The organism is Microvirga ossetica, from assembly GCF_002741015.1.
Lineage (GTDB): Bacteria > Pseudomonadota > Alphaproteobacteria > Rhizobiales > Beijerinckiaceae > Microvirga > Microvirga ossetica.
Map to the genome: position 1 here is coordinate 4108531 of NZ_CP016616.1, position 12377 is coordinate 4120907.

At 64.4% G+C, this 12377-nt stretch carries 13 protein-coding genes; 8 read left to right on the top strand and 5 right to left on the bottom strand.

Annotated elements, in window-relative coordinates; translation table 11 throughout:
• Positions 1-104 precede the first annotated feature (104 nt).
• A complete protein-coding gene (locus BB934_RS19605; RefSeq protein ID WP_099511132.1) occupies positions 105-1853 on the top strand; it encodes a patatin-like phospholipase family protein in 1749 nt (582 codons plus the stop codon).
• A gap of 175 nt (positions 1854-2028) precedes the next feature.
• On the opposite strand, the gene BB934_RS19610 is transcribed toward BB934_RS19605, so the two are convergent.
• From BB934_RS19610 to BB934_RS19620, 4 genes are all read right to left on the bottom strand, one after another.
• Entirely contained in the window at positions 2029-2694 is a 666-nt protein-coding gene (locus BB934_RS19610; protein ID WP_173909474.1) for an FABP family protein, read from the bottom strand.
• A gap of 282 nt (positions 2695-2976) precedes the next feature.
• Positions 2977-3207 (bottom strand): hypothetical protein, encoded by a 231-nt coding sequence (locus tag BB934_RS19615; RefSeq protein WP_157934229.1) that lies wholly within the window; start codon positions 3205-3207, stop codon positions 2977-2979.
• A 224-nt stretch (positions 3208-3431) separates the two neighbouring features.
• Positions 3432-3587, bottom strand: a complete 156-nt coding sequence (locus tag BB934_RS47155; protein ID WP_157934230.1) for a hypothetical protein — start codon at positions 3585-3587, stop codon at positions 3432-3434.
• A 53-nt stretch (positions 3588-3640) separates the two neighbouring features.
• On the bottom strand, positions 3641-4162 hold the full coding sequence (locus tag BB934_RS19620) for a DedA family protein (RefSeq protein WP_099511135.1): 522 nt from the start codon (positions 4160-4162) through the stop codon (positions 3641-3643).
• A 152-nt stretch (positions 4163-4314) separates the two neighbouring features.
• On the opposite strand from BB934_RS19620, the gene pdxY reads away from it, so the two are divergent.
• The 6 genes from pdxY to BB934_RS19650 all read left to right on the top strand — a co-directional run bounded on the left by pdxY (position 4315) and on the right by BB934_RS19650 (position 9799).
• Positions 4315-5163: a pyridoxal kinase PdxY gene (gene pdxY / locus BB934_RS19625; protein ID WP_099511136.1), complete on the top strand. Its 849-nt coding sequence runs from the start codon at positions 4315-4317 to the stop codon at positions 5161-5163.
• A gap of 106 nt (positions 5164-5269) precedes the next feature.
• A complete protein-coding gene (locus BB934_RS19630; RefSeq protein WP_099511137.1) occupies positions 5270-6082 on the top strand; it encodes an ABC transporter ATP-binding protein in 813 nt (270 codons plus the stop codon).
• A complete protein-coding gene (locus BB934_RS19635; RefSeq protein WP_099511138.1) occupies positions 6082-6873 on the top strand; it encodes an ABC transporter permease in 792 nt (263 codons plus the stop codon). The genes BB934_RS19630 and BB934_RS19635 overlap by 1 nt, the downstream gene beginning before the upstream one ends.
• A gap of 141 nt (positions 6874-7014) precedes the next feature.
• A complete protein-coding gene (locus BB934_RS19640) occupies positions 7015-8037 on the top strand; it encodes an ABC transporter substrate-binding protein (protein ID WP_099511139.1) in 1023 nt (340 codons plus the stop codon).
• Positions 8038-8180: 143 nt separating this feature from the next.
• Positions 8181-9086: a PhzF family phenazine biosynthesis protein gene (locus BB934_RS19645; RefSeq protein WP_099511140.1), complete on the top strand. Its 906-nt coding sequence runs from the start codon at positions 8181-8183 to the stop codon at positions 9084-9086.
• Positions 9083-9799, top strand: a complete 717-nt coding sequence (locus BB934_RS19650; protein WP_099511141.1) for an NUDIX hydrolase — start codon at positions 9083-9085, stop codon at positions 9797-9799. The genes BB934_RS19645 and BB934_RS19650 overlap by 4 nt, the downstream gene beginning before the upstream one ends.
• Before the next feature lie 158 nt (positions 9800-9957).
• Here BB934_RS19650 and BB934_RS49170 read toward each other — a convergent pair whose 3' ends face one another.
• On the bottom strand, positions 9958-10167 hold the full coding sequence (locus BB934_RS49170) for a hypothetical protein (protein ID WP_237050018.1): 210 nt from the start codon (positions 10165-10167) through the stop codon (positions 9958-9960).
• A 442-nt stretch (positions 10168-10609) separates the two neighbouring features.
• Between BB934_RS49170 and BB934_RS19660 the strand changes: the two genes are divergently transcribed.
• A complete protein-coding gene (locus BB934_RS19660) occupies positions 10610-12172 on the top strand; it encodes a 2-isopropylmalate synthase (protein WP_099511142.1) in 1563 nt (520 codons plus the stop codon).
• Positions 12173-12377: the final 205 nt, after the last annotated feature.

Here is a 12377-nt window from a genome sequence, read left to right on the forward strand (position 1 = left end):
CTGCGCCGAAAGTCGGTATAAGCCGCTAAGCCAAATGTAAGTTTGTCACCGCGGCGTAATCCCGCTAGAGCATCGGAGGAACCCTCCGATGCTTTTTTGCTGCGATGACCGTTAAAGGCTTGATTGACGACCTGTCGGATTTCGACCCCCCGCTCTGGGCCGGGCTTGATCCTGTTGCGCGTCTCGAGTTCCAGTCCCGGCTCCAGCGCATCCACCTGCCGGGCGGCGCGGTCCTGTTCCAGGAAGGGGATCCGGCGGATTCGCTCTATATGGTCATGTCGGGAGCGCTCGGCGTCTCATTCCAGGGCGGCCATGGCGAACAGCGGCGCATTGCCCGCATCGAGCCGCCCGAGACGGTCGGGGAAATGGCGCTCATTACCAATGCACCCCGTTCGGGCACGGTCACGGCGCTCAGGGATTCCCTGCTGCTCAGGCTGGCTCGAGAGGATTTCGACCACCTGATCGAGCGCTGGCCCTCGGTCATGCTCTACCTTTCGAGGCTCCTGGCCGACAGGCTTCGGGCGGCGACACACAGTGCGCCAGTCACCTTCATGCCGACGACCTTCGCCCTCGTTCCTGTGACGAAGGGCGTGGATGCCACGGATTTCGCGCAGGCCCTCCTCCGGGAGATGCGCCGCAGCCAGGGTGCGGGAATTGACCTGATCGATGCGATGCCGTCCGAGGCTGATGAAAGCTGGCTCTATCGCTTCGAGGCTGGCCACTCACGTGTGATCTACGTGGCGTCCGAACCGTCGGGTCACTGGACGGAGCGGTGCATCCGCCATGCGGACCACGTCATATTCGTCGCCCGCCCCGGCGAGCCCCTGGCCTGCGATGCCGAGGCGCTGCTGCGTACCGCATCATCCTGGCGAAGGCACGATCTCGTTCTGCTACAGGAGCCGGATGCGAGCCGTCCCGCGCCGGCGCATCCATCGCTCGACGGACTTCCCATCGATCAGCGCCTCCAGCTTCGTGAGAACAATCTGTCAGACTTGCAGCGGCTCATCCGCACCTCGAGCGGGCAGGCCGTCGGTCTCGTCCTGGCCGGCGGCGGTGCGCGGGGCTTTGCCCATCTCGGTGCCATCCAGGCGCTGCGGGAATACGAAATCCCCATCGATCTGGTCGGAGGGACCAGCATCGGGGCTCTCATGGCAGCCACCTGCGCCATTCAGATCGGTATCGACGAGGCGAAGGCTCTCATGCGCGAAGCTTTCGTGACGCGGCCGCCCCTGAACGACTACACCCTGCCTCTCGTCGCGCTGGTGCGCGGCCTCAAGGTCGATGCGCGCCTGGTCGCGCATTTCGGCGAGCGGAACATCGAGGATCTCTGGCTGCCCTTCTTCTGCGTCTCCTCCAACCTGACGACGGGGACGACCCATGTGCATCGGAAGGGGGCCTTGTGGCGCGCGCTCCGGGCGAGCCTTGCCATTCCAGGCCTGCTGCCGCCGGTGGTCGAGCAGGAGGGGGTTCTGGTCGACGGAGCCATGATGAACAATCTGCCGGCGGATGTGATGGCCGACCTCCAGAGAGGGCCGGTGCTCGGGATCGATGTGGCCCGGGACGCGGCCTTCACCGGTCCAGACGACGCCAGGAAGGCGCCGCTGCTCCGCCGTCTTCTCGGTGTGCCTGCCGACGCTCCGGATATAGTCAGCCTGCTCTACCGCTCGGCAACCATCTCAAGCGAAGCTCAGACGCTCAAGGCACGGGCCCATGCGGCCCACATCATCCACCCGCCTCTCGCCGACGTGCCGCTGCGCGGCTGGGAGCATTTCGAGAAGGTTGTGGAGATCGGCTACCGGCACACGCGCGAACGCATCGAAGCAGGGGCTCTCGAAGGGTTCAAACCCACCTGAGATCGCTCGAACAGCCGGAACACCGCTACGTCTGATGGCTAGCGCATCGTGCGGAAAAGTGGATCCGGTTTTCGCTGACGCGGCCCTCTGGGTCCGCCCCGAACGATGCGCTCTTCAAAGATGCTCTAGCGGGAAGGCTTCGAGACGGAGCGACTTTCGGCGGGCCGCGCCACGCTCAACCTGCCTTTCGCTTGGCCAAAATCATCGCCAAGGGATTGGGCTTCGCTTCCCCGACTCGATGAAGCGTGTTCCGGTCCTGATGGGCAAAAGGCGCGTCCCGGCCATGCACCAGCAGTTCGGTATCGGTCACGTAGCTCCAGCTCCCGTCCGGATGGAAGGTGATCGTGATCTGGTAGCTGTTCGTGCGGAACGCCTGCTCCAGAAAGGTTGTCGAGCAGATGCCATATTCGGTCTGCCCGCGGGTTGCCGTCACGACGATCTCGTTCGAATCGGGTGTCGCCTGCCCCGCCGCGATGGCGACTTGCCCGCGCGGGATGGCGATGGTCTGCATGACGAGGCCGGTGGCCGGCTCCCACAGCCAATAACCGACCTGATCGTGGAAGGTGATGTCCTCTTCCTCGGTCGTGATGTGGATGTGGTAGCGCAGGCCATAGAGCAGTTGTGGTCCGTTCGTCTGCGGGTCGATCGCCTGAAAATCGATGTTTTCGATGAAAACGCGCCGCTCCGGGCCTTCCGCCTTGGGGTTGAGGTCGACGCCCTTGCGCGCGCGCCAGCGCCCCGCCAGCCGCCGCAAGGGGCCCAGATTATTCAGCGTCTCCGGATCGACGTCGCTGGGTTCGGTGAATACGTCCGTGACGGCCGTCATAGGCGAGGGGGTCATGGCGCAACCTCTCTGTTTGCAGCTGGAGGGACAAGCGTACACCCGACAACGATTGTCCGCTGGGGCTGTGGCAGCAACGGCGACCCCGATCATGTCATAGGGCGGTCCGTAGCTGCGAGAGGTCCTGTTTCACTCGCTCGAGTGTGCCGGCCGGATCTGAAACGAGCCTGCGCGAAGCCGCCTGGGACAGGGGCTTAGCGGGATCATCCGTCGGCGAGGTCATGCCTGGATCGAATCATGAATGCCGGTCTGGAGGAATCCCTCGCCCCCAATCTGCCCCGCTTACGTCCGATGCCACATCATCGCTGCCGCGGCCACGAGGAGGCCGAGAACGATGCCGAGCGTTTCCGAGCGGTGCTTCCAGAACCGGTAAGTGGCATAGGAACAGACAAGCGTCGCCAGGAGACCCGCAAGGTCCTGGGTCAGATGGTTCACCTTGGTCGGGCCCTGCAGGGGCGCAGCGCTTTTCCAGCTCTCCACCATCCAGAAGATCGAGAAGACGAACGAGGTCACTCCCGCCACCGAGGGCCACCAGGCAGCCGGCAGGCCGGTTTCCAGGGGATTCACAGCCTCTGATGGAGAGGCGACGGTGGGGAGTTCTTCTAAGGAGCCGGGAGAAGGCAGGGGCACAACAAGTCTTCCGCAATGTTATATCTTGATCTAACATTGCGGAGGGCCGTTGCCACCTCTGGAAACGGAGGGGAATGGCAGCTCGCCGGATGGCGAGCCGCCAGGTTTTACTGTCGATTGTCCTTGGTGTTCTGAGCCTTGTTGTTGTCCTGCTTGCCGGGGTCGATGCGGTTTTTCACCGTGCCGCCCGAACCGCGGACGTGATCGCCGGGATGCTTCTTGCTCTCGCCGGAATTGTCGCCGCTCATCTTGCCTTTACCCATCGGGAGCCTCCTTTGGTGGTGGAGGTTAATGAGCCCCGGAAGTCCGGGTTCCCTCACCAGGGCAGGTGATGGACGAGGCTTGCTCCAGGCCCGAGGACAAGAAAGGCCCAGGCTGACGCCGACGCCATATTGGCGGCCTGGAACAGCACCGGGGGCATCAGGAAAATGCCGGCGATCAGGGCAATCACGGCGCGAATCGGGCCGATGAAGCGCCCGAGAAACACGGCCCAGGGGCCGAAGCGCCGGAAGAAGCTCTCGCTCCGCGCGACAAGCTTGGGATTGCGCGACAGGGGCCAAGTTCGATAGGCGGCCTCTTTGTAGCGCCGGCCGATGGCATAGGAGACCCAGTTCCCGAGAAAGGCGCCGCAGGCTGCTCCTGCCCAAATCTGCCAGAAGGGGACATCGGCCGCGGCCAGCACGAAGCCGACGGTGATCAGGATCGCCGTGGTCGGCAGGAGCAGGGAGACGAAGGCGAGCGACTCGGCAAAGGTCATGAGGCCGAGCACCAGGGGAGCATGGGCCTGATGGGTCTGCACGAACTCCACAATGCTGGCTTTGAGAAACTCGATATCCATCGGGCCGGTGGGTGTCCTGCTGCGGTTGCGTTCCAAGGCCATAAGGCCCCAAGCCCCGGGAACCAACTGCATTCGTGATGGATCGGATCACATCACGCGATTTGAAGCGAAGCGCTTGTTGCGCTAACCGGAAGGCGAAGGGGGCCCGAGCCATGAACGTTCTCTCGATCCAGTCCCACGTCGCCTACGGCCATGTGGGCAATGCCTCAGCCGTGTTTCCGATGCAGCGCCTCGGCGTCGAGGTCTGGCCGATCCATACGGTGCAGTTCTCGAACCACACCGGCTACGGTTCCTGGAAGGGGCGGGTCTTCGACGGTCCGGCCATCGAGGACCTGGTTGAGGGCATCGCCGAGCGCGGCGTTCTCGAACGGTGCGACGGCGTTCTCTCCGGCTATATGGGCTCCGCCGATATCGGCAACGCGATCCTGTCCGCCGTGGCGCGGGTGCGCTCGCTCAATCCGGACGCGCTCTATTGCTGCGATCCGGTGATCGGCGATGTGGGGCGCGGGATCTTCGTGCGTCCGGGCGTTCCGGAATTCATGCGCGAGCAGGCCGTGCCCGCCGCCGACATCATCACGCCCAACCAGTTCGAGCTCGACTACCTGTCGGGCCTGACGACGCAGAGTCTCGACGACGTGAAGCGCGCGATCGCGATCGTGCAAGATCTGGGCCCGAAGGTCATGCTCGTCACCTCCGTCGAGACGAAGGAAACGCCGGCCGACAGCGTGGATCTCATCGCGAGCGCCGAGGGACGCACCTGGCAGGTGCGCACGCCGAAACTCTCCCTGTCCGTCAACGGCGCGGGCGATGCCATCGCGGCGCTGTTCTTCGTGCATTACGCCCGTTCGCGCTCGGCGCCCAAGGCTCTCGCCGAGGCCGCCGCCTCCATCTACGGTCTGCTGAAGCGCACGGAGGAGGCGGGCTCCCGCGAGATCCTGACCATTGCGGCGCAGGATGAGTTCGTGACGCCCTCCCATCGCTTCGAGGCCGTGGAAGTTTGAGACGATCCCAGTCCGCGGATAGGCCGAAGGGCGAAGGCGGCCTCGCTTGCGGTCGGTCTTCGGGCGGTTAGAATGCCCGCCTGAAAGAGGGACCATGAGGATCGGAATGGATCAGGCGACCTCCCTTGCGGCGGTGGCGCTCAACGATGTTGCCATCACCTTCGGGCCGAAAGTCGGTGGCTACACCGCCGTCAGCGGAATCGATCTCTCCGTCCGCCCAGGCGAGTTCGTCGCGATCGTCGGCCCGACGGGCTCGGGCAAGTCCACGATCCTGAACGCGGCGGCCGGCCTGCTGAAGCCGTCCGAGGGCAAGGTGACGATTTTCGGCAACGATCTCGCCGGCCTCAATCTGCGCTCCGGCTATCTCTTCCAGCAGGAAGCGCTGATGCCGTGGAAGACGGCTCTCGACAATGTGGCGGTCGCTCTCGAACCGAAGGGCGTCTCGCACAGCGAGGCCCTGCAGCGTGCACGGGACTGGCTTTCTCGCGTCGGGCTTAAAGCCTTCGTCGACCGCTATCCGCACATGCTCTCCGGCGGGCAGCGCAAGCGCGTCGCGCTGGCGCAGGTGCTGATCCGCGATCCGGAAATCCTGCTCATGGACGAGCCCTTCGGACCGCTCGACGCGCAGACGCGGCAGATCATGGGCAATCTGCTCCTGAGCCTTTGGGCGGCGGACCGCAAGGCGGTGATGTTCGTCACGCACGATCTGGAGGAAGCGATTGCGTTGGCGGATCGCGTGGTGCTGATGTCGGCAGGTCCCGCGGCAGGGATCATCGGCGACTTTCCGGTGACGCTGCCCCGGCCGCGCGACATCGCGGAGGTGCGCATGGAGCCCACCTTCCACCACATCCACAAGGAGATCTGGGCGAGCCTGCGCGTCGAGGTTCAGAAGGCCTACAGCCAGGGGGAGGGAGCGTGATGCCGCGCTTGAAACTGACCGTTCTTCAGATCGGCGTCGGCCTGATGTTTCTGCTGCTATGGCATGTGCTGACCGTCTATCCGATCACCGGAACGGCCAAGCAGGTTCAGTTCTTCTTCTCGACGCCGCTCGATGTTCTGAAACGATGCTGGACGCTCTTCGCCAGCGGGGAGATCTGGAGGCATCTCTGGATCACCCTGGTCGAGACCATTCTGGCTTTTCTGATCGGAGCCGGCGGCGGCATCGTTTTCGGGTTCCTCTTTGCGCGCAAGGAACTGCTTGCCGCCGTCTTCGATCCCTACATCAAGGCGGCGAATGCGCTGCCTCGGGTGGTCCTCGCACCGATCTTCGCCCTGTGGTTCGGCCTCGGCATCTGGTCGAAGGTGGCGCTCGGCTTCACGCTCGTGTTCTTCATCGTGTTCTTCAACGTGTATCAGGGCGTTCGCGAGGTTTCGCCGGTGGTGCTCGCCAATGCGCGCATGCTCGGCATGAACGAGCGTCAGCTTCTGCGCCATGTCTATTGGCCGTCGGCGCTGACCTGGGTGTTCTCGTCGCTGCACACCTCGGTGGGCTTCGCGCTCGTCGGCGCTGTCGTCGGCGAATACCTCGGCTCGTCCGCCGGGCTCGGCTACAAGATCCACGAGGCCGAGAGCGTGTTCGACGTGACGGGCGTCTTCGCCGGCATGCTGATCCTCTCCATCTTCGTGATCCTCATCGACATGCTCGTGACGATGATCGAAAATCGCTTTCTCGTCTGGCGGCCGCAGACGTCCCTGGCCGCGCGCAACTAGCGCATCGTGCGGAAAAGTGGCCCCGGTTTTCCGCCAAACGATGCGCTCTTTAAGGAGTTGAGCATCGGACCCAAAATGGGTCCACTTTTGGGTCCGATGCTCTAGAGTCAACGATTACCCATCACAACAGGGAGAAACGCCATGGAACGCCGTACATTTCTGAAAAGCGCAGGGGCTCTCGGCCTCGCTGCGGCTGTGGGCCCGAATGCCTTCGCGCAGGGAGCGCCGGAAAAGGCGAAGGTGACGCTGGGCGTCGGCGGCAAGCCGCTGCTCTATTATCTGCCCCTCACCATCGCCGAGCGGAAAGGCTTCTTCAAGGAGCAGGGGCTCGAGGTCGAGATCAACGATTTCGGCGGCGGCGCGAAGTCGCTGCAGGCGCTCATCGGCGGCTCCGTCGACGTGGTGACCGGAGCCTACGAGCACACGATCCGCATGCAGGCCAAGGGTCAGGACGTGGTGGCCGTCACGGAGCTCGGGCGCTTCCCGGCCATCGTGATCGCGGCGAAGAAGGACAAGGCCGGGCAGATCAAGTCGGCGGCAGACTTCAAGGGCCTCAAGATCGGCGTGACCGCGCCCGGATCATCGACCGCGCTCACCGCGCAATATGCCATGGTGAAGGCCGGCCTGAAGCCTTCCGATGCCGCCATCATCGGCGTCGGATCGGGCGCCAGTGCGGTGGCTGCGATGAAGAAGGGCGAGATCGACGTGATCTCCCATCTCGATCCGGTGATCGCCAAGCTCGAAGCCGATGGCGACATCCAGATCCTCGTCGACACCCGCACGGAAGCCGGAACCCGCGCGCTCTTCGGCGGCTCGAACCCGGCCGCGACCCTCTACATGAAGAAGGATTTCATCGACAGCAATCCTCAGACCGTGCAGCGCCTCGTCAATGCCTTCGTGAAGACCCTGAAATGGCTTCAGACGGCAAAGCCCGATGACATCGCCGCCACGGTGCCGGAGGAATACTACCTCGGTGACAAGCCGCTCTATCTCAAGGCCGTGCAGAACTCGCTCGAGAGCTATTCGCGCGACGGCATCGTCCAGATGACCGGCATGCAGAGCGTGCTCGACATGCTGCGCCAGCTCGATCCGGAGCTGAAGGAAGCCAAGGTCGATCTCGCCGCGACCTTCAACGACCGGTTCGTGCGTCAGGCCTCGATGTAGGACCGGCGCCTTCTTCCATCCCTCAACGGGCGAGCCTCGAAACACGCGAGAAAATCGAGGCCCGCCCGTATTCGTTCTGTTGACACCGGGCCGTCGGAGAGTACCTCATCCGACCTGACGAATTCTGGAGAGGTCCGATCCGCATGTCCCGCCGCTTTGTCACCTTGGACGTTTTCACGGGCGAGCGCTTCGCCGGAAATCCTCTCGCCGTCGTGCTCGAAGCCGAGGGGCTCGATACGCCGGCGATGCAGAGGATCGCGAAGGAGTTCAATCTCTCCGAGACGGTGTTCGTCCTCCAGCCGTCGGAGCCGCGCCAGCGTGCGGATATCCGCATCTTCACGCCCGTGCGCGAACTGCCCTTCGCGGGCCATCCCACGGTCGGAACGGCCGTGCTCCTGGCGATTCTCGATCAAGGCGGGCAGCCGGGTGCAGTGGCTTTCGGCCTGAAGGAGCAGGTCGGCATCGTCCCATGCGCAGTGGATGTGACGGACGGGACGAGCGGGTCGGCCCGCTTCCGCCTGCCGCGCCTGCCATTCGTCTGGGGCGAGGGCAAGGATTCCACCACCTGCGCCTGGGCGCTCGGCCTCGATCCGACGGAGATCGGCTTCGACCGCCATGTTCCAAGCCGCCATTCGGCCGGCGTCGCCTACGATCTCGTGCCGGTCTCGTCGCTTGATGCTTTGGCAAGATCCAAGCCGCAGGGAGAGGCCTTCGACAAGGCGTTCGGCGACAGCGACCACCCGGCGCCTTATGTCTATGCCCGGATGCCCCAGGCAGATGGTTTGCGCTTCCGCGCCCGCATGTTCGGCCTGGGGATGGGCATCGCCGAGGATCCCGCGACCGGCTCCGCGGCCGCGGCCTTTGCGGGTGCTCTCATGCAATGCGAGCCCTTGGGCGACGGCGAGCACAACATCGTCATCGAGCAGGGTGTCGAGATGGGCCGTCCGAGCGAGATCGCGCTACAGATGACGGTCAAGGGTGGAGAGTTGGTCGCAGCCGAGATCGGTGGGCAGGCCGTGATGGTGAGCCGCGGCGAGATCATCGCGTGAACCGCGCGTTCGAGATCCGGCGCGTCTCGCGCGTCGAGGCCTGCTGCCGGCCGTTCGATTGGGCTTGGCCGAAGCAGAACAGGGCTTTCGTCGAGGAGAACTGGAAGCGCCGCACGGCAGGCACGGCGCTGATGTTCAACGGCCGGGTGCTTCTGCTTCAGGACGTGGCATTCGAGGGCGATGTCTGCCGCAACACCTATTTCGAGGTCGATTACGCGGATTTCGTCGCCTGGATCGACGCCGGCTATCCCGATCCCGCCATCGCCAACGGCTTCGCCATGGGGGCGCTGCGCGGCTCCGACGGTGCCTATATCTGCGGCGTCATGGTAGCGGGCACGGCCAATGCGGGACGGGTCTATTTCCCGGCCGGCACGCCGGATCTGAGCGACCTCAAGCCTGACGGCACCGTCGATCTGGCGACCAGCCTTACCCGGGAACTGGCCGAGGAAACCGGCCTCAGCGAGAGCGATTACCGCGTTGCCGACGAATGGATCATCGTCCAGCGCTGGCCGACCATCGCTCTGTTGCGGCTGGTGACCCTGCCGGTGACGGCGGAGGAGGGGGCAGCGAGGATCCGCGCCAACATCGCGGCTCAGGACGAGCCGGAACTGCAGGATGTGCGGATCGTCCGCGGGACAGAGGACATCGATCCCGAGCGGATGCCGCTCTTCCTGCAATCCTTCTTCGGATGGGCTTTCGAGCATCGGACCTAAAAGTGGAAGCCACTTTTAGGATCCATCCGATGCGTTGGTCAGAGATAGCCGTGACGGGATTTCGTGGCGTTGACCATGCGCACGGCCTCGGCATCGCGCCCGGCGGCACAGGCTGCTTCGGCCTGGCCGAGCTCCCGGTCGACCCGGTTATAGACCGATTAGTTCACATGCCCCATGGAAAGATCGTTGCTCATGACGGCGCGGTAGCGGTCGATCTCGCCCTTGCAGCCCGAGCCTTCCGGCATGCGGAAGCCGGACGGCGTGACGCTGGTGCCGGCAGGGGCGGGGCCCGAGGCGGTCTGGTTGCAGGCGGCTAAGGGCAGCGCAAGCAAACCCGTCAGGCTGAAGGCGAGGATGGCAGTCTTCATCGAAGCAACTCCTTGATGACCTCTGGGGCGAGGAATAAAGGCCAAGCTTCATTCGATCTAGGGCACTTTGCCGATAGACCAGCCCTGCCGCGCTGCGAGTCATAACCCATACGATAGTCGAGCCTCGGCTTTTCATTTGTTTCAAGCGCTTGCCATCTCAGGTGAGCCCCGTTACAAACAAGCCCGTTGTTCGCGGCTTCATGTCCGCGGCCGAGGAGGATTTGGGCAGCGATGATCATCGGCTTCCCCAGCGCAGCGACGAAGGGTTCCGCTTCCGCGGCCGCTCGCGCGCGTCTTCTTGGCCTCCTTCTCCTTAGTCGCCCCTGAGGGTCGGCTGGGCGTCGCCGCCTGGGCTCTCAGGGGTTCTGGACCAGCAGAAACAACCTTGAGCGCTAAAGGATCACTCCCCAAGGCGCCGCTCCCTCCGAGAAGGACTAGAATAATGACCGCTTCCGTATCCGGCTCCTCCAAGGACCGCGTTCTGATCTTCGACACCACCCTGCGCGACGGCGAGCAATGCCCCGGCGCCACCATGACCCTGGAGGAGAAGCTCGAGGTTGCGGAACTGCTCGACACCATGGGCGTCGACATCATCGAGGCAGGCTTCCCCATCGCCTCGAACGGCGATTTCGAGGCCGTCTCCCTCATCGCCAAGCAGGTGAAGCGCGCGACCGTCGCCGGCCTCGCCCGCGCCATCTCGGCCGATATCGCCCGTGCCGGCGAAGCCGTGCGCGACGCGGCCCGGCCCCGCATCCACACCTTCGTCTCGACCTCGCCAATCCATCTGGCGCATCAGATGCGCAAGTCGGAGGAGGAGGTCCTGGAGATCATCACCAACACCGTGACCCAGGCCCGCAACCTGATCGAGGATATCGAGTGGTCCGCCATGGACGCCACCCGCACCCCGATCGACTATCTGTGCCGCTGCGTGGAAGCCGCCATCAAGGCCGGCGCGACCACCATCAATCTGCCCGACACGGTAGGCTATGCCACGCCCGACGAATACCGCGCCATGTTCCGCGCCGTGCGCGAGCGCGTGCCGAATGCCGACAGGGCGGTCTTCTCGGCCCATTGCCACAACGATCTGGGTCTGGCCGTGGCGAACTCCCTGGCGGCGCTGGAAGGTGGCGCCCGGCAGATCGAGTGCACCCTCAACGGCATCGGCGAGCGGGCGGGCAACGCGGCCCTGGAAGAGATCGTCATGGCGATCAAGACGCGCGGCGATGTGCTGCCCTACGAGACGGGGATCGAGGCGACCATGCTGACCCGCGCCTCGAAGCTCGCCTCTGCCGCGACCTCGTTCCCGGTGCAGTACAACAAGGCCATCGTCGGACGGAACGCCTTCGCCCATGAGAGCGGCATCCACCAGGACGGCATGCTGAAGAACGCCCAGACCTACGAGATCATGACGCCGGAAAGCGTCGGCGTGTCCAAGACATCGCTCGTCATGGGCAAGCATTCGGGCCGGGCCGCCTTCCGCAACAAGCTGGAAGAGCTGGGCTACAGCCTCTCCGACAACCAGTTCCAGGATGCCTTCGAGCGGTTCAAGGAACTCGCCGATCGCAAGAAGCACGTCTACGACGAGGATATCGAGGCCCTGGTCGACCAGAACATCGCCATGGCCCATGACCGCATCAAGCTGGTCTCGCTCCACATCGTCGCCGGCACCCGCGGCCCGCAGCGCGCCACCATGCGGCTCCAGGTCGACGACAAGATCGTCATCGAGGAGCAGGAGGGCAACGGGCCGGTCGACGCCACCTTCAACGCGATCAAGGCCCTCGTGCCTCATGAGGCCGTGCTGGAGCTCTATCAGGTTCATGCGGTGACTGAGGGCACGGACGCCCAGGCCGAGGTCTCGGTGCGCCTCTCTGCCGACAACCGCAGCGTGACCTCCCGCGCCGCCGACCCGGACACCCTGGTGGCCTCGGCGCAGGCCTATCTCGGCGCCCTGAACAAGCTCATGAGCCGAGGCGCCCGCCTGCACGCCCAGCATGCGGCGGAATAAGCAGATTGAAGGCCCGCTCAGCGGGCCTTTTTCTTGGGTCGATGGGCTTCGCCTGTCGAACCTGCAAGCTTGGCCGGAGGCGCGTGCCGAGGTCGCGATTGTCGGCGCGAAACTATGTTTCCGGGCGGAAAACGGCGCCGTCGTCGCCTCATGCCGGAAAACCTTGGCCTGAGGCGGAAAACCTCACCGAATGGGGCTAGACAGG